Source organism: Noviherbaspirillum sp. (assembly GCF_036563305.1).
In the GTDB taxonomy this organism is placed as follows: Bacteria; Pseudomonadota; Gammaproteobacteria; order Burkholderiales; family Burkholderiaceae_D; genus Noviherbaspirillum.
Map to the genome: position 1 here is coordinate 453,864 of NZ_DATCMQ010000014.1, position 17,338 is coordinate 471,201.

Annotated in this window: 12 protein-coding genes; 4 read left to right on the forward strand and 8 right to left on the reverse strand. The window is 66.7% G+C overall.

The genetic code is table 11. The features are described from left to right. Window positions 1-19 precede the first annotated feature (19 nt). The gene (locus VIM12_RS14920; protein ID WP_331942451.1) at window positions 20-1,207 is read right to left on the reverse strand and encodes a CaiB/BaiF CoA-transferase family protein; all 1,188 of its coding nucleotides are present in this window, start codon (window positions 1,205-1,207) and stop codon (window positions 20-22) included. Then, window positions 1,200-2,144, reverse strand: a complete 945-nt coding sequence (locus VIM12_RS14925) for a hydroxymethylglutaryl-CoA lyase (RefSeq protein WP_331942452.1) — start codon at window positions 2,142-2,144, stop codon at window positions 1,200-1,202. The genes VIM12_RS14920 and VIM12_RS14925 overlap by 8 nt, the downstream gene beginning before the upstream one ends. Window positions 2,145-2,317: 173 nt before the next feature. Between VIM12_RS14925 and VIM12_RS14930 the strand changes: the two genes are divergently transcribed. From VIM12_RS14930 to VIM12_RS14945, 4 genes are all read left to right on the forward strand, one after another. Beyond that, on the forward strand, window positions 2,318-3,049 hold the full coding sequence (locus VIM12_RS14930; protein ID WP_331942453.1) for an IclR family transcriptional regulator: 732 nt from the start codon (window positions 2,318-2,320) through the stop codon (window positions 3,047-3,049). A gap of 162 nt (window positions 3,050-3,211) precedes the next feature. After that, a complete protein-coding gene (locus VIM12_RS14935) occupies window positions 3,212-6,757 on the forward strand; it encodes a hypothetical protein (protein ID WP_331942454.1) in 3,546 nt (1,181 codons plus the stop codon). Window positions 6,758-7,174: 417 nt separating this feature from the next. Continuing rightward, the gene (gene nhaA / locus VIM12_RS14940; protein WP_331942455.1) at window positions 7,175-8,425 is read left to right on the forward strand and encodes a Na+/H+ antiporter NhaA; all 1,251 of its coding nucleotides are present in this window, start codon (window positions 7,175-7,177) and stop codon (window positions 8,423-8,425) included. A gap of 37 nt (window positions 8,426-8,462) precedes the next feature. Further along, entirely contained in the window at window positions 8,463-8,885 is a 423-nt protein-coding gene (locus VIM12_RS14945) for a universal stress protein (RefSeq protein ID WP_331942456.1), read from the forward strand. A gap of 84 nt (window positions 8,886-8,969) precedes the next feature. On the opposite strand, the gene VIM12_RS14950 is transcribed toward VIM12_RS14945, so the two are convergent. The 6 genes from VIM12_RS14950 to VIM12_RS14975 form a co-directional block, all read right to left on the reverse strand. After that, the gene (locus VIM12_RS14950; RefSeq protein ID WP_331942457.1) at window positions 8,970-9,602 is read right to left on the reverse strand and encodes a DUF2062 domain-containing protein; all 633 of its coding nucleotides are present in this window, start codon (window positions 9,600-9,602) and stop codon (window positions 8,970-8,972) included. Between the two features lie 184 nt (window positions 9,603-9,786). Then, window positions 9,787-13,371: a molybdopterin cofactor-binding domain-containing protein gene (locus VIM12_RS14955; RefSeq protein WP_331942458.1), complete on the reverse strand. Its 3,585-nt coding sequence runs from the start codon at window positions 13,369-13,371 to the stop codon at window positions 9,787-9,789. Beyond that, entirely contained in the window at window positions 13,355-13,861 is a 507-nt protein-coding gene (locus VIM12_RS14960) for a (2Fe-2S)-binding protein (protein WP_331942459.1), read from the reverse strand. Before VIM12_RS14960 ends, VIM12_RS14955 begins: the two co-directional genes overlap by 17 nt. A 2-nt stretch (window positions 13,862-13,863) precedes the next feature. Beyond that, on the reverse strand, window positions 13,864-14,646 hold the full coding sequence (locus VIM12_RS14965; protein WP_331942523.1) for an ABC transporter ATP-binding protein: 783 nt from the start codon (window positions 14,644-14,646) through the stop codon (window positions 13,864-13,866). Further along, the gene (locus tag VIM12_RS14970) at window positions 14,646-15,425 is read right to left on the reverse strand and encodes an ABC transporter ATP-binding protein (RefSeq protein ID WP_331942460.1); all 780 of its coding nucleotides are present in this window, start codon (window positions 15,423-15,425) and stop codon (window positions 14,646-14,648) included. The genes VIM12_RS14965 and VIM12_RS14970 overlap by 1 nt, the downstream gene beginning before the upstream one ends. Further along, entirely contained in the window at window positions 15,422-17,320 is a 1,899-nt protein-coding gene (locus tag VIM12_RS14975) for an ABC transporter permease (RefSeq protein WP_331942461.1), read from the reverse strand. The genes VIM12_RS14970 and VIM12_RS14975 overlap by 4 nt, the downstream gene beginning before the upstream one ends. Window positions 17,321-17,338 lie beyond the last annotated feature (18 nt).

Below are 17,338 nucleotides of genomic sequence, written 5' to 3' on the forward strand. Positions count from 1 at the left end.
CCGGCGCCCCGGCGCGCTCCTAGGCGCAGAGGATGACGCGTTGGTCCTGCAGCGCCTGCAGCGCGGCGTCGTCGTAACCCAGTTCGCGCAGCAGGTCGCCGGTGTGCTCGCCGATCCTGGGCGGGTTCAGCCTGACGCCGTGGCGTTCCCCGTCCATCGTCAGCGGCAGCAAGGCCGTCAGCGTCTCCTGCCCGTCGGGCAGGGTGATCGGCGCCAGGCCGCCGGTCTGCTTCAGGTGCACGTCGTCGAGAAGTTCATGGGGCCTGGTGATCGGCGCAAAAGGAAGGCCGTTCTCCTCGAACCTGGCCGCGAGCTCGGCGGCGCCGTAGCGCGCCAGTTCCGTGCGCAGCAGCGGCATCATCCATTCACGCGCACGCACGCGGTCGTTGTTCGTCGCCAGGCGCGGATCGTCCCTGAAGGCAGCAAGCCCGAACGCGTCGCAAAACACCTTCCACTGCGAGTCGCTCACGACGGCCAGGAAAATCTGCTCCTCGTCCCTGACGCTGAACACGTCATAGATGCCCCATGCCGAAATCCGCCCCGGCATCGGCGCGGCAGGCTTGCCGGTGACGGCATACTGCATCATGTGCTGGGCGACCAGGAACACGTTGTTCTCGAACAGCGCGCTCTGGATCTCCTGGCCGCGGCCGGACTGTTCCCGCTGCGCCAGCGCCGCCATGACACCCAGCGCGCCGAACACGCCGCCCATGATGTCGTTGACGCTCGCGCCCGCGCGCAGGGGATCGCCCGGCCGGCCGGTCATGTACGCCAGCCCGCCCATCATCTGCACCACTTCGTCGAGCGCGGTGCGATGGTCGTACGGCCCGGGGAGAAAACCCTTGTGGCTGACATAGATCAGCCGCGGGTTGCGCGCCGACAGGCTCCGATAGTCGAGACCCATCTGCTGCATCGCCCCCGGCCTGAAGTTCTCGCTGACGACATCGGCGGTGTCGATCAGTTTCATCAGGACCGCCATTCCCTCGGGATGGCGGAAGTCGATCGCGATGCTTTTCTTGTTCCGGTTGAACATCGGGAAAAAGCCGGCGCCCGATCCAAGCAGCTTGCGCGTCCGGTCTCCTTCGATCGGTTCGATCTTGATCACGTCGGCGCCCAGGTCGCCGAGCACCATGCCGCAGGTCGGCCCCATCACCATGTGCGAGAACTCGACCACGCGTATGCCCTCGTAGGGAAGCGCTTTCTCAGCCATGGACGGCTCCCTGCACGAAGCCCTTGGGCAGGCCGGCGTCGGGCGTCATCCCGTACAGCGGTTCATTGCCGAGCCCGTCCCTGAGCGGCGCGCGGGCGTCGATCAGCCGCGCGATGTCGATGCCGGTGCGCACCCCCATTGCCTCGAACATGAATACCAGGTCCTCCGTGACCACGTTGCCGGAGGCGCCGGGCGCATAGGGACAGCCGCCGAGTCCGCCGAGCGACGCGTCGAAGGTGCGCACGCCCTCCTCATAGGCGGCCAGGCAGTTCGCCAGGCCCAGGCCCCGGGTATTGTGCAGGTGCGCGGCGCCGGTCGCGTCGCCGATCTCGGCCCGCACGCGGCGGAACAGGCGGCGCACCTGCGCCGGATTCGCATAGCCGGTGGTGTCCGAAAGGCCGACTTCGTCCACGCCTGCGGCGACACAGGCGGCGGCAAGCGCCACGACCTCGTCTTCCGGCACGATCCCCTGGAGGGTGCAGCCGAATGCGGTGGAGATGCCGACCTCGATCTTCATGCCGGGAGCGCTCCGGTTGCGCAGGGAAACGATCTCCCGCACATCGGCGAGCATCTCCTCGCGGGTCTTCCTGACATTGGCGAGGGAATGCGCCTGGCTGGCGGAAACCGGTATCGTGATCTTGTGCGCTCCTGCCTGCATTGCGGCCTGCGCGCCGCGCAGGTTGGGCGCCAGGGCCATGACCGTCAGGCCGGGCAGGCCAAGCGCATGCCGCACGGCCTCGGCCGTGTCCGCCAGCTGCGGAAGAAGTTTCGGCGATACAAAGGAGCCGACTTCGATCTCCCGGACCCCCGCCGCGTGCAACGCGTCGATCCAGCGCAGCTTGTGCGGTGTCGGCATGATCGTCTTGACCGATTGCAGTCCGTCGCGCGGCCCGACCTCGCTGATCAGTACCTCGCTTGCCGCGGGGCGGTTATCCATTGCTTTCGTCCTTCCTTCGCATTGCTGGCCGGTGCTGCCCTTGCATTCGACAGCGAACAAAGCCGTTGCCACGCCAAATTCCGTAGGTTAGAATTGAATTCTTATGACTGGAATATTGTCCGTGGCGGAGGCGGGGCTGTCAAGCCGCGTCCCTGCCTTCATACCTCGACACCATGCCGCGCAAAGGAAAAATCGCATCCGTCGCTGCCGCCGACGCCGCCTCCGGAGGCATCGCCGCCGTCGACAAGGCCCTCTCCGTCGTGGCGGCGTTCCAGTCCGGGGACGGCCCGCTGACGCTGGCCGAGCTGGCGGAACGCACCCGGCTCTACAAGAGCGCCGTCCTGCGGGCGCTGGCATCGCTGGAGCACCGGCGCTGGGTGCAGCGGATCGGCGACGGCAGATATGTGCTGGGCAGCGAGATCGCCCGCCTGTACGGCATCTACTCTTCCTCTTTCTCGCTGGAACGGGCGGTCGTCCCCGTCCTCGAGGAACTCGTCAGGCGTACCGGGGAGAGCGCGTCCTACCACGTGCGCCAGGGTGAGGCCAGGATCTGCCTGCATCGCGTCGACTCCCCGCATCCGGTGCGCGACCATGCGCGGGCCGGCGACGTGCTTCCGCTGCACCGGGGCGCCGGAGGGCGGGTGCTCGTCGCCTTCGACGAGGATTTGCCGGAGCAGGAAGGACGCAGCGCGAAGGCTTACTACAACCGCATCCGCAAGCAGGGATACTGTGCGGTCGTCGGCGACCGCATGGCCGAAGTGGCCGGGATCTCCGCCCCGGTATTCGGCCAGGACGGCCGGCTCGTCGGCGCGCTCACGCTCACCATGCCGGCCCATCGCTACCGGGCGGACTATGCCCCGCTCGTGGTGGATGCCGCGGCAGCGCTCGCGGGCATGCTGCCGTAGGCCAGGCAGCCGGGGCGCAGTCCGGTTTGCGCCCTAAGGCACGCCTGTCCACTGACGGGCATGGAGCGGACTTCGGCAGAAATACCGTTGAATGCATCCGCGGCCGGAACCATGCATGCGTCGGCAGCCACGCAAGGGGGTTCTTTTTTCCGGACGAGAAACATGCCCCTCTCCAGCTCATGCTGCAGCCGTCACCTTTTCGTGGATACGCCGGACGTCACCACACGCCATCTGGGACATCCGCAAGGACCGATGGCAACCGCGCCCGCTCCGCGCGATCGAGCCCGACCTCCAGCCATTCCTCTCGCGCGTCGTCATGCACCGCCGGCCTTGCTGAATGCGCGGCGACTTCATAAAGCGCAGGAAGTGATTGCGCGGATCGAAGCAGAATCACGGTCTTTCCATGACCGCAGGAATCTCCCGGTGCTGCGGGAGCTGGCGCAGAAAAGCCCGGCCGTGAAGGAGGCGGTTCTTGGGCACTTCCTCGAAACCGAACCCGCGCATGTCGATATTCTCGCCGTCGTGCGACATATGGCCCTCGGCCACGACGAAGGGGCATCGGCCCTGAGGAAACGCGCATTGGAACATCTCCTGGACAAGCGCGAATTCATCGAACTCGCGACACGGATCACCGACTTCAATCCATCCCCGCAGGATGTTCCTTTGCTGCTGCGCATCGGCCAGGAGATCGCGGCACATCGGAACGGACAGCTGCCGCTCTACGTTTCCTTGCTGACGGGTACTCAGCAGCACATGTATGCGCACCTGGTCAATCCGCGGTACAAGCCATTGGCCCTGGCCAGGGACGACAAGCGCATGCTTGTGCGGACGTGGCTGGCGCACGCGCCACACATCAGCATGGTTCAGACCGACAGCCGCCATGAGCACGGTGCGTTCGCCTATCAGCATGTCGAAGAACAGCTCGGTCTGGCCGACCTCTTCATGGAGGGGACGAGTACGATCCCGGACTTCCTTGGGGAACTGCATCCCCACTGCATTTCGCCTGCGGCTGACGCGGCATGGCTCAGGTTCTCCGCGGCGCATCTGGGAGGGCTGCCGTTCTCCGAACGAGAGAGCACGCTGCTCGCGTCCACCTTCCTGTCCCTCCTGCCGCATTCCACGGCGTTCCGGCATGGCGCGAGCCAGATGATAGGCAAGGCGATGCAGCATCCCGAGGCAGGCGAGCAACTTCTCTCCACGCTGGAAAACTTCCAGGACAAATCGCTCGGTATCGCTTTCCACGCCGCGACCGGCAGGGACGTAGATCTGGCAGTGCGCTTCGCGGCGGTGTTGAACCCAATGACGGAACCCGAGCCTGCCATCGTCGCCGACGTCGCGGAATTTGGAGGAAGCGACCGGATCGCGCGCGAGGACAAGATCCGCTTCCTGCGTGAAGTCGCCGATGCGATGTCTTCCGCCCCCGATCCGATGGCTGCCTGCCGCGACGGACTTCGGAAATTGGGCGCGATCGGCAGGACGATCAATATGGGATCCGCCGCTCGGCTCGGCGCCGCATACCGCTGGTGGCTGCCTCGATGCGAAAACCTCGAACAGCTTGCGCAAGCCGTCGAACCCGACAGGGATTTCATCAGCCGATTGCTCGAGATGCAGATTGTCGCCGGGGATCCCGGCGCAATCGACTTCCTGGACAAGCTGCAAAGGCCGGAGATGCTGTACGGCGACTGGACGATACCGGCCGGCGTCACCGAATTTCTGCCCCATGAAATACTGTCCATGGTAAGGAATGCGATCGGGTCATGGGTGGAGACGCACGACATGAACGGACTGCTGGGCCGGGTCGAGTATGTCAAGCAATGTCTTGTGCATTGCCATGACGATGAGGATGACTATCCCGACGACGATGACGACGATTCCGCCCTGGGTGTCCTGTTCGACCATTGCCCGGTACTGTGCGCTCCAATCGAACATGCCTGCGCCGAAGACGACGCCGCCTTGTACTCCTGGGCGAAGCTGGCCGCCCTCCTGATGCTTGACTGCCCGCCGGCGGTGTGTTCGTCCGCATTCTTGGCGGATATGCTCGGCGCAATCGCCCGATTCCATGACGGTCAAGGCCGCCTCGCCCCGACCGTTTGTCTCTACCTCTGCGTGCGCGAAATCGCGACAGCCAAGGCACTGGAAGCGTTTTCCGCGCCGTTGAAGCCGGGTCATCCGAAGGTCTTCGCGGCGCCGCTGTTTGTGCTTGCCGATAACGGCGGGCGTGCAAGCGAGCTGACGGGGCTGCTGGCGCTGGTACAGAATCATCGTTTCCGGGATACGAAGAAGGCCGTTCCCCTGCTGAAGTACTTCTCCGAAATGGCGTTGATCAGCGTTCTTGCGCCGGACGAAAAGTGGCGAATCATGGACGTGGTCTCCGCAGAAGCCGTCGAAGCCAAGGCCGTGACGCCGGCAATGATGTATTTGCTTGGACTGGCGGAGCTGGCGGAAGCCCGGGCGGACAGGGACGACGCTCTCACGGCCCTCAGGAATATCCGCGAGGTGGCGGACGTAGAGAAGGCGGGCAAATTGCTGTTGCAGGTCCTGTTCTCCGTGCCGGAGGGCGAGGTCGACGCGTTCGCTGAAAAATTCAACGCGTATCTTCATGCTTCCCGCAGTCCAGCCGCCCTGCTTTCCTACGCAACCTCGATTTTTCTGGGCATGCGGAACCAGGGCAAGCGAGACCAGGTGATGCAGGAGATCGGCCTTCTGGCGCGCGGCCTCGTCGCGAATGACGGCGGCGCCACGCTTGCCAGCATACGCTACGACACGAAGGACAACGCCCACAATGCGCGGCTGCAGGAGAAGGCGCCCGCAGCGTGGGCATGCTGGAAAGAGGAGGTCCAGTACACCGATGCCATTGTGTATAACGAGGAGGATCTGGAAGTCGAGGTTGACGCGAAGCGGTATCTGAAGGAGCGGATCGTCGATGACAAACATGTCCCGCCCGGCACCTTCCCGTTACTGGCACGCGTTCTCGAAGGAGAAATGCAGGCCGACGATGCGCTGGGCCGGCTTGAGGATCATGTGGCGTCCGAGTACAAGGATGTTGAAAGAACGCTGCTTCTTGCAGTCATGCCCGGGAAATCGCATCGTGAGCGCGCGGACTGCCTGAAGGACCTGTCATTCGACGGGTGTTTCGAACAGCTGGCGAGCGACATCGCGGGCCTGAAGAAGAAACTGGAAGCGCCTCCCCTTTCGCTTGCAAAATGCAGGGAGATGATCGTGTCGATATCCGCCAAGCCGGAAGACCTTTTCCTGATCGGTACTGAAGTCATCGGTAGCTGCCAGAGCATTTATGGGGAGCCTGAATGGAACAAGGCGTTACCGGGCTACGTCCTGGATGGAAAATACTTGAGCGCCCAGGTGGCGAACAAGCATGGCACCCAGTGGAGGCGCATGTTGCGCCTGGTCCTGGATGAAAACGATATGCCGGTCATCTTTGTCGAACGTGAATACAGCAATCCGGGCGTCCCGAAAAAAGCGCGGGATGCGTGCCTGGCGCTCATCAGGCAAAAGGCGGCGCAGATGGGCGCGCGCATCGCCACCCTCGACGAAGACCTGGCTGACAAGGCAGCCGGCAAGATCGGCACGCTGCTGGCGTACCGCTCGCCGCGCCCCAATGAATACGTGGACGCGGTGCAGGGCATGAAGCATTTCGGCGGTTACCACATTACCGGCGCCTATCCGATGAAAGCCGCCGCCAGCATGTGAGGTCAGGGGTATGAAGGACATGGGGCCGCAGGTCCGACCCCGCGGCAACCAGGCGCCGGCACGACCCCGCGCGCAGAAAATGGCTATAATCGACCCGGGTGCACGCATGCCTTCGTGTGTGCAGGATTTGCGTCGGTCGGGCCGCCACGCTGGCCTCGTGACGACCCATGACTGCACCCGAAACCATCCAGTGCGACTTCCGCACCTGTTCTTCCGCGACCTGGCTTTTCCTTCCGGTCAACCGGACCCGACTCCTTGCCGTTCCATGCGTCTTCATGGCTGGGCCGCCGCCCATGCCGGTGAGTCGAGCCGCATGGCCGCGCCGGCATCGCCGGTACCTCGCCTGGCGCGCCTGCATTGCCCTGGCGGGCTGCGGGCCCGCCCGGGGGGTAACGCGATTCGCCCAGGAGGGAACACATGGCTGTCATTGAAAAAAGACTGTCCCGCACCTTCAAGCGCTTCGTCGCGTCGGAGAAGGCAGGCGGCATCCTGCTGATCGTCGGCACCGTCATCTCCCTGATCCTTGCCAACTCGCTGGTCGGCGAGGACTACCTGCGCCTCTGGCAGGTGCCTGTTGCCGGCCTGCGCATCGAGCACTGGATCAATGACGCGCTGATGGCGATCTTCTTCCTGCTGATCGGGCTCGAACTGGAGCGCGAGTTGTACAACGGCGAACTGTCGAATGTCAGGAACGCCCTTCTCCCGATCTGCGCCGCTGCCGGCGGAATTGCGGTGCCGGCGCTCATCCATTTCGCTTTCAACGGTGGTCTGCCGACGCAGGCCGGCGTCGGCATCCCGATGGCGACCGACATTGCCTTCGCCCTCGGCGTGCTCGCGCTCCTCGGCAGCCGCGTTCCTGCTTCACTGAAGATCTTCCTCACTGCACTGGCGGTCATGGACGACCTCGGCGCCATCATCGTGATTGCTGTCTTCTACACGGCCGAACTGGCGTTTGCCTACCTGCTCGGCGCGCTTGCCGTCTTCGGCGTGCTCGTCTGCATGAACCGCATGCTGCGGGTGCAGTCGCTTGCACTGTATCTTGCCGGCGGCGCGATCATGTGGGTGCTGATGCTGAAGTCGGGTGTCCATGCAACGATTGCAGGCGTCCTGCTGGCGTTCGCGATTCCGTACTCGGCGAAGCAGGACGACGAGGCATCTCCGTCGCACCGGCTCGAGCATTTCCTTCACAAGCCCGTCGCATTCGTGATCCTGCCCATCTTCGCACTGGCCAATACCGGCATCGTGATCGGGCCGGACTGGGCCGGGGACCTGGCCTCGCCGAACAGCATCGGGATACTCGCGGGCCTGGTGCTCGGCAAGCCCCTCGGCATCGTGCTGCTGAGCTTTCTCGCGGTGGCGGCAGGACTGTGCAGGCTGCCCCTGGACCTGCGCTGGCGACACGTGGTCGGTGCCGGACTGCTGGGCGGCATCGGCTTCACCATGTCCATCTTCATCACCAACCTTGCCTTCGCCGGCGAAGCGGACACCATCAACGCCTCGAAGATGGCGATCCTGCTGGCCTCGTGCGCCGCAGGGCTGGCGGGATTCGCCTGGCTGAAGGCATTCGGCAAGCCGGTCGCCTTCGACAGGGACATGGAGACCATGGACTTCGAATCGGACCAGGCCCTGTCCGCCGCCGGGCGCGGCCGACGCGCGGCGGGACCTTGAACCGGGTGCTGCACCCAAGACATGAGGAGGTATCACGATGCGAAAGCTGTTGGTTCCGTTTGACGGTTCGGCGTGTGCGCTGCGCGCGCTGCAATACGCCATCACCATGGTGAAAGAGGGATTTGCGGGAGACCTGGAGTTGTTGCACGTCGGCGATCCGGTGCCGCTCGGGGTGCATGGGATGATGACGCATGACCAGATCCAGCAACGGGAGGCCGACGAGGCAGGACGGGTGCTGAAACCGGCCAGGGATGTGCTCGACCAGGCAGGGATCTCCTACCAGTGCCGCTTGCGTATCGGCACGGCGGCCACGGAGATCGTCAGGCATGCGCAGGAATGCGCCTGCGCCGGCATCGTAATGGGCTCGCGCGGGATGGGGCCGGTCGCGGGCCTCATGGTCGGCTCGGTCGCGACCAGGGTGATCAGCAGCGCCGAGGTGCCCGTCACCGTGGTGAAGTAAGCCGGGCGCCCGCCCAGCACGCTGGGAGCCGAGGCCGACCGTGACGCGGCGGGAGTCGGCGGTGCCGCAAGTGCGTGCGGTGCGCTAGCCAGGCCCCGTGCCGGACGCCCGGCCGGCGCGCCGCGTCATCCACCGGTAGCGGGAAAACGATGACCAGGCGGCCCGGATCAGGATGTAGGCGGTGGCTGAAACCGTGACCGACAGCACCATCAGGCCGATTGCCAGCGGCAGTCCCATCGACTGCAACGCCTGCATCGCCTCCGACACCGCCGCCGCCAGCCTGCCGGCCTCTTCCGCTGCCGCCACGGCGACGTCCGACGCCGCCGCCGCTGCTTCCGCCGCGGCAGTCACTTCCGGCTGCGTGCCCACCGCGGCCGCGTTCCCGCCGCGGCCTATCAGCATCTCTCCGAGGCGCCAGGCCAGATAGTAGATCGGGGGAAAAGTGAACGGGTTGGTGACGAACGTGCACGCCACGGCCACCGGTACGTTGGCCCGGAGTGCGATGGCGCCGACGACGGCGAAAAAAATCTGGAAGAACGGGATCAGGATCCCAAAGAAAAGCCCGATGGCGGCGCCGCCGGCGACGGTGCGGCGGTTGAACTGCCATAGCCAGTGGCGGTCCAGCCAGGGACCGAATACCCGCAGCAGGCTGCTCTGTCTGATCTGTTCCGCAGCAGGAAGGCGGGAAAGAAAGCTGCCCTTCTTCGACTTCTTCATCGGATGGTCAACGGCGCGGTGTTGGGGACTGTCAATGCGTGCGGGCCGTGCCGCCTGCGCACGGACCGCGCGGATATTCTACGCCTGGCAGCCTTCTCCGTCTTTCCGCCCCGCCGGGTCCATCGGAGGAGCAATGGCGGGTGGCATGCTGTCGCACAACCGTGCGACGCCGCCCGGCATTTATTTACCGGGCACTGCCGTGCTTGCGCAGGCGCGCCGCCGTTTCCCTGGTGCCGGTCCAGGCCGGCTTGTCGGGGGCGAAGCGCTGCCGCATGTGCGCGGCCAGGCTAGCGATCTGCTCGTCACTCAGGCTGTCGCGGAAGGCCGGCATCGTTCCGGCCCCATCGCCCGCGCCGTCGCGCACGCCGTGCAGGATCACCTGCACCAGGTTGTCCGGCGCCGCGCTGTGCAGGTTGCTGTTGAGCGCGAGATGGATGTTGCGGCCGGGCTGTCCCGGGCCTGTGCCGTCGTGGTGGCAGCTGCCGCAGGCCGTATCAAAAAGCCGGCTGCCGCTGTCCGCCATCAGCGCCGCCTGCTGCCTGGCGGCCCGTACCGCATTGCCCGCGGCCGCATCAGCGTCGGACGCGGCCGGCGCGGCGGCGTAGCTGGCCAGGTAATGCGCCATCGCCCGCAGGTCGGTATCCGGCAGCGCCGCCAATTCCTGCACAACCGGCAGCATCGGGCCGGCGGCGGCGCCATGCTGCGTCGAGTGGCCGTGGCGCAGGTAGCGGAACAGTTCTTCCTCGGTCCATGGCACGGGCGCATGGCTTAGGGCGCTCAGTGGCGGCGCCTCCCAGCCGTCAATGAAAGCGCCGCCCAGGTATTGCCTGCCACCCTTCTCCGCCCCGAGGGCGTTGCGCGGGCTGTGGCAGGCGGTGCAATGCCCGAGGCCGTTCACGAGATAGGCGCCGCGGTTCCACAGGGCACTGCGGGAGGGGTCCGCCTGTTCCGGCCCGGCATCCAGGTAAAGTGCATTCCACAGGCCCATCAGCGGGCGCAGGTTAAACGGGAAGCGCAACGTATTCTGCGGCACGGGCGACTGTACCGGCGGCTGCGACATCAGGTAGGCGTACATCGCCATCAGGTCCTCGTCGGTGATCCTGGTGAAGGAGGTGTACGGGAACGCCGGGTACAGATGGCTGCCGTCGCGCGAGATGCCTTCGCGCATCGCGCGCTGGAAGGCGGTGAACGACCACTTGCCGATGCCGGTCTCCGGGTCCGGCGTGAGGTTGGTGCTGTGGATCGTGCCGAACGGCGTCTCCAGCGCCCGCCCGCCGGCATTCCTTTCCCCGCCGTCTGCGGTATGGCAGACCATGCAGTCACCGGCCGCGACCAGCAGCCTCCCCCGCTCGATCGCGTCGCGGCTGTAGACGGACGCGCCGCCGAGTTGTGCCTCCGGGATCGCGGGGCGGTAGCCGACCGCGGCGGCGGTGATGCCGGCGGCCGCCGCCAGCAGCGCCCCGGGAATGGCCCACCATCCGCGCCGCCTGCGCGGCGGCGTCGACGGTTCCGCCGGCGGCGGACTGATCGCCGCCTTCACCACTTCGGCGGTGAAAGGCGGCTGCCGGAAGCGTACGCCGGTGGCATCGAAGATGGCATTGGCGATGGCGGCGGTGCCGGGCACCGACGAGGATTCGCCCGCGCCCTGCGGCGGCTGGTCGTTGCGCGGCATCATCATCACATCGATGACGGGCACCTCGCGGAAATTGAGGATCGGGTAGCTGCCCCATTCACGGTTGACGACCGTGTTGGTGGCGCTGTCGACCTGCACCTTTTCCTTGAGCGCGCGGCTGGTGGTCTGGACCACGTTGCCGTGGATCTGGTGCCTGACCCCGGCGGGATTGATCATCAGCCCGGCGTCATGGCCGACCACCACCTTGCGGACATGCACTTCGCCGGTATTGCGGTTGACTTCGACGTCGGCCACCCAGGCCGCCCACGCGGCGCCGAATCCGGGAAAGCGGCTGTGCACATAGCGCGCATAGGCAAAGCCCTGGCCCCTGAGGAACTCGCCGTCGGCCTGTTGCTGCTGCGGCTGCGTGTGCGGCAGCCAGCCAGCCCGTTCGGCGGTCGCCCGCACCAGTTCCGCGGCCCGGTCATCCTTCAGGTAGCGCAGCCGGTATTCGACCGGATCGACGCCCGCCGCGTGTGCCAGCTCGTCGATGTAACATTCGTGCGCAAAGGAATTCGGCAATGCGGACACGCCGCGCAGCCAGGACGCGCGCAGCATCGGCGCCATGTCGTTGATGGTGACGCGCAGGTTGGTGTAGTCGTAGGGCGGTACCGAAGTGCGGTCGCCCATCTCGTAGGCCACCGGCTGCGGGCTGACCTTGCCGGTCAGGAGCAGCGCCAGCGTCACCGCGCCGTTCGACGGGTAGGAGGTGGCAAAGTCGTAGGCGGCGGGATGGCCGGCGGCGTCGAGGCCGCCCCGAACGTCCATCAGCTGCGCCGCGCCTTTCGGCTCCCATTGGTGTTCCTGCTCGCGTGTCAGCTGTACCCGGACCGGCGCGCCGACTGCGCGCGACAGCAGCGCGGCATCGGCCGCGACGTCGTCGGCGCAATTGCGGCCGTAGCAGCCGGATGCTTCCATCCGTATCACGTCGACCGCCAGTTCCGGCATATCCAGCAAGCGGGCGAGGTCGGCCCGCAGCACGTGCGGATTCTGGCTGCCGGTCCACACCAGGATACGCTCGCCCTGCCAGTCGGCGACCGCGCAGGACGGGCCGATCGACGCATGCATCTGGTATGGCCATACATAAGTGCGGTCGAGGCGCTGCGCGGCGGACGCCAGTGCGCCGTCGACATCGCCCTGCTCCGCCACCACGCGCCTGCTCGACGGGTTGTTGCGGATCGCGACCTCCAGGTCGCCGAGGTCGGGTAGCGGCGGCCATGGTTTCCATTGCAGGCGGAGTTCGCGCATGGCCTGCTCCGCATGCTCTTCGCGCAGCGCCACGATGCCGACGAAGTCACGGATCACGACGATGGCGACGATGCCGGGTATATGGGCGATGGATTCCTTGTCGACGGCTTCCAGCGAGTTGCCGATGAAATCGCCATGGTCGGCTCCCGCATAGGGCGGGCGCACCACCCGTCCGTGCAGCATGCCCGGAACCCGCACGTCATGCACGAACACCGTCTCGCCGGTGGCCTTGGCGGGAATGTCCACCCGCGGCACGTCGCGGCCGACCAGGCGGTACTGTTCCGGTCGCTTCGGCGTCACGGCGGGGTCGAGCGTCAGTTGCACGTGCCGGCCTTGCAGCAGCTCGGCATAGGTGGTGCTGCGACCCGGCTCCCCGCGAACCGTGACCGCCCCGCCCTCCACGTCCAGCTGCTCGGGGTCGGCGCCGAGCCGGGCGGCGGCCTGTTCCACCAGCCAGGCACGCGCCTGCGCCGCGGCGCCGCGCAGCGGCGCGGCGTGAATCTGGATCGAGGCGCTGGCGATGGTCGCGCCCTGGTTGGGTGCGCGACAGGTGTCGCCCAGCACCATGTTGACCTGCTCCATCCGCACGTCGAGCTCTTCCGCCACGATCTGGGCCAGCGCCGTGCGGATGCCGGTGCCGAGGTCGACATGGCCGTTGAGCGCGGTGACGCTGCCGTCGTCCCATACCGCGACGAGGATTTCCACGCCCTCGGCCGGGTTGCCGGGCACCGCCGCGGGCTGCCCCTTCACCGGCGGCGGCGGCGGCGGCGGGTCGCGGGTGACCAGCAGCACGCCGTCGGCTGCATGGAAATCGTGCCGGGTCGCTGGCAGGTCAGCGCGGCGCTTCATGCCCGTCCTCCTTGTCCGCCATCAGTACCGCCGCGCGCTGCACCGCCCGCAGTATCTCGATATGGGTGCCGCACCGGCACAGGTTGTGCGCGAGCGCCTCCCTGGCCTCGGCGTCGGTCGGGCGCGGATTGTCGCGCACCAGCGCGACGGTCGCCATGATCATGCCGTTGAGGCAGTAGCCGCATTGCGCCGCCTGTTCGTCGATGAAGGCCTGCTGCACCGGATGCGGACAATGCCGGTCGCCGAGTCCCTCCAGCGTGGTAATGCGCTTGCCGGCCGCCGCGCGCAGCGGGATGACGCAGGAACGCACCAGCCTGCCGTCCAGCAGCACGCTGCAGGCGCCGCACTGGCCGAGGCCGCAGCCGTACTTCGGCCCGTTCAGGCGGAGGTCGTTGCGCAGCACGTGCAGGAGCGGCGCCTCGGCCGGCGCCTCCAGCGCATGCAGCTCGCCGTTGACTTCAAGGCTGTAGCGTCCGCTTGGCATGCGCATGCTCAGACCGTCAGGTAGGCCTGGCGCACATGCTCGTCGGCCGCGAGTTCTTCCATCGAGCCCTGGAACCGGATCTGGCCCTTCTCGAGCACATAGGCGCGGTCGGACACCAGCTCCGCGAAATGCACGTTCTGTTCCGACAACAGGATGCTCACGCCCTGCGCCTTGAGCTCGACGATCATCTGCGCCATCTGTTCGACGATCAGCGGCGCCACGCCCTCCGACGGCTCATCCAGCAGCACCAGGTAGGGGTTGCCCATCAGCGTGCGCGCCACCGTGAGCATCTGCTGCTCGCCGCCGCTCATGCGCCCGCCCGGCCGGTCCGGCATTTCGCCGAGATTGGGAAACAGCCGGAACAGCCGCTCCGGCGTCCACAGCGGCGCATCGCTGCCGTCCGGCCAGCGGCGGGCGGGCTGGCGGCCGACATCGAGGTTCTCCATGACGGTGAGGTCGGTGAAGATGCGCCTGTCCTCGGGGACGAAACCGAGACCGCCGGCGGCGATTTCGTGCGGCTTCAGCCCGGCAATGTCGCGACCCATGAAGGACACCGCGCCGCGCCGCTTCTGCAGCAGCCCCATGATGGCCTTGAGCGTGGTCGACTTGCCTGCGCCGTTGCGGCCCATCAGCGCCACCACTTCGCCGCGGCGCACCGTCACGTCGACGCCGAAGAGGATCTGCGCCGCACCGTACCACGCATCGAGCCCGCGCACGTCGAGCAGCGCCGGCGCCGCACTGTCCTGTACCGCCTGTACCGCCTGTCCTGCCTGTTCCGCCACTGCCTGCATCAAGCGACCTCCCTTTTGAGGCTGGATTTCTCGAACGTCTTCCCGGTGCCGAAATACACCTCCTGCACCTTCGGATCGTCGCGGATGTGGTGCGGTGCGCCTTCCGCGATCAATCGGCCGCGCGCCAGCACGACCATCCGGTCGGCATAGGCGAACACCACGTCCATGCTGTGCTCGGTGAACAGCACGGCGATATTGCGCTCCACCACCAGCTTCTTGGTCAGCGCCATCAGCGCATTGCGTTCCTTCGGCGCCATGCCGGCGGTCGGCTCGTCCATCAGCAGCAGCTTCGGCCGGTTGGCCATGGCGATGGCCAGCTCGACGCGCTTGACGTCGCCATAGGCAAGTACGCTGCAAGGGCGGTCGGCCTGCCCCGCCATGCCGACCTGCTCCAGCAGTTCCAGCGCCTCCTCGCGCTTGTGGCCGGCCGCGCGCCGCCACATCGCGAACAGCTTGCGGTCAGCGGACAGCAGGGCCATCTGCACGTTCTCGACCACCGTCAGCGAGGCGAAGGTCTCCGCGATCTGGAAGGTCCGGCCGACGCCGAGCCGCCAGATCTCGCGCGGCTTGAGGCCGACCAGTTCGGTGCCGTCGAACAGGATGGAGCCGGCATCGGCCGCGAGCTGCCCGTTGACCATGTTGAAGGTGGTCGATTTGCCGGCGCCGTTCGGCCCGATCAGTGCCAGCAGTTCGCCGGCGTGCAGGTTGAAGCTGATGCCGTCGACCGCCTTCACGCCGCCGAAGGACTTGCCCAGGTTGGAAACCGTCATCAGGCTCATGGTCGCGCCTCCTTCGCTTCGTTCTTGCGGTCGAACAGCTGCCGGACGAAGCCGGCGATCCCCTGCGGGAACAGCAGGACCAGCAGCAGGATGATGCCGCCGAGGGCGGCACGCCAGTAGTCGGTGCTGCGGGCAATCGTGTCATGCAGCCAGCTGAACGTGACCGCGCCGACGATCGGTCCGATCAGGGTCTGTATCCCGCCCAGCATCACCATCACGATGCCGTCCACCGACTTGCCGACGTACAGGCTCTCCGGCGAGATGCTGCCCTTGGAGAAGGCGAACAGCGAACCCGCCATGCCGGCGGCCAGGCCGGCGATGACGAAGGCGGCCCATTGCACCCGCTTCACGTCCATGCCGATGGCGTCGGCGCGCAGCGGCGAGTCGCGCACCGCCCGCATCGCATAGCCGAACGGCGAGAACAGCAGGCGCCGCAGCAGCAGCACGCCGGCGACCACCACCGCCAGCGTCAGGTAGTAGTAAGCGTTCTTCTCCGACAGCCAGCTCGCCGGCCAGACCCCGGTCAGGCCGTTGCTGCCGCCGGTGACGCCGTCCCACTGGTAGCAGATGGCCCAGGTGATCTGGGCGAAGGCAAGCGTCAGCATCGCCAGGTAGACGCCGGACAGGCGCACGCAGAACCAGCCGTAGAGCAGCGCGCCGGCGGCCGCCAGCAGCGGCGCCGCGAACAGCGCGATCTCCATCGGCATGCCGGCGCTGCGCACCAGCAGTGCCGCGGCGTACGCGCCCAGGCCGAAATAGGCGGCGTGGCCGAAGGAATGCATGCCGGCCGGCCCCATGATGAAGTGGAGGCTGGCGGCGAACAGGGCGGCGACCAGCAGGTCGATGCCGAGCACGGTCATGTACGGCGAGTCGCTCATCAGCAGCGGCAGCAGCGCCAGCACCACCACCAGCGCAAGCGCGGACCCGCGATAGAGCTTGCCCGCCGGCCGCAGCGGCGCTTCGGCCGTGCCCAGGTTGCGGGTGGGCGCCTGCGGCCGCCCGAGCAGGCCGTGCGGGCGGATCACCAGCACCACCGCCATCACCAGGAATTCCACCACCAGCGTCAGCTTGGAAAACGAAATATCGACGCCGAACAGGTTGACCAGGCCGAGCCAGATGCAGACGGCCTTCAGTTCCGCGATCAGCAGCGCGGCGACATAGGCGCCGACGATGGATCCCATGCCGCCCACCACCACCACCACGAAGGCGGCGCCGATGGTCACCAGGTCCATCTCCAGGTTGGCCGGTTCGCGCGGGATCTGCAGTGCGCCGCCGAGGCCCGCCAGCAGCGCCCCCAGGGCGAATACGCTGGTGAACAGCCAGGTCTCGTTGACGCCGAGCGCGCCCACCATCTCCCGGTCCTGTGTCGCTGCCCGTACCAGGGTCCCCCAGCGGGTGCGGGTCAGCAGCAGCCAGAGCAATCCCAGCACCACCACGCCGACCACGATCAGGAACAGGTCGTAGGTGGGAAACTGGCGGCCCAGGATCTGCACCGAGCCGGACAGGCCGGGCGCGCGCGGGCCGAGCAGCTCGTCGGGTCCCCAGAGCCACAGCACCGCGTCCTTGATGACCAGCACCAGGGCGAAGGTCGCCAGCAGCTGGAACAGTTCGGGTGCGCGGTAGATGCGGCGCAGCAGCACCATCTCGACCAGCGCGCCGACCAGGCCGACGCCCAGCGCCGCCAGCGCCAGTGCCGGCCAGAAGCCGATGCCGCCGGCCAGCCGTTCGACGAAGGTGTAGGCAAGGTAGATGCCGAGCATGTAGAACGAGCCGTGCGCGAAATTGACGATGCGCGTGACGCCGAAGATCAGCGACAGGCCGGCGGCCACCATGAACAGCGACGAGGCGCCCGCCAACCCGTTGAGCAGCTGCACCGCAAAGCTAGAGAAACCCATGAAACCTCTTTATGTCAG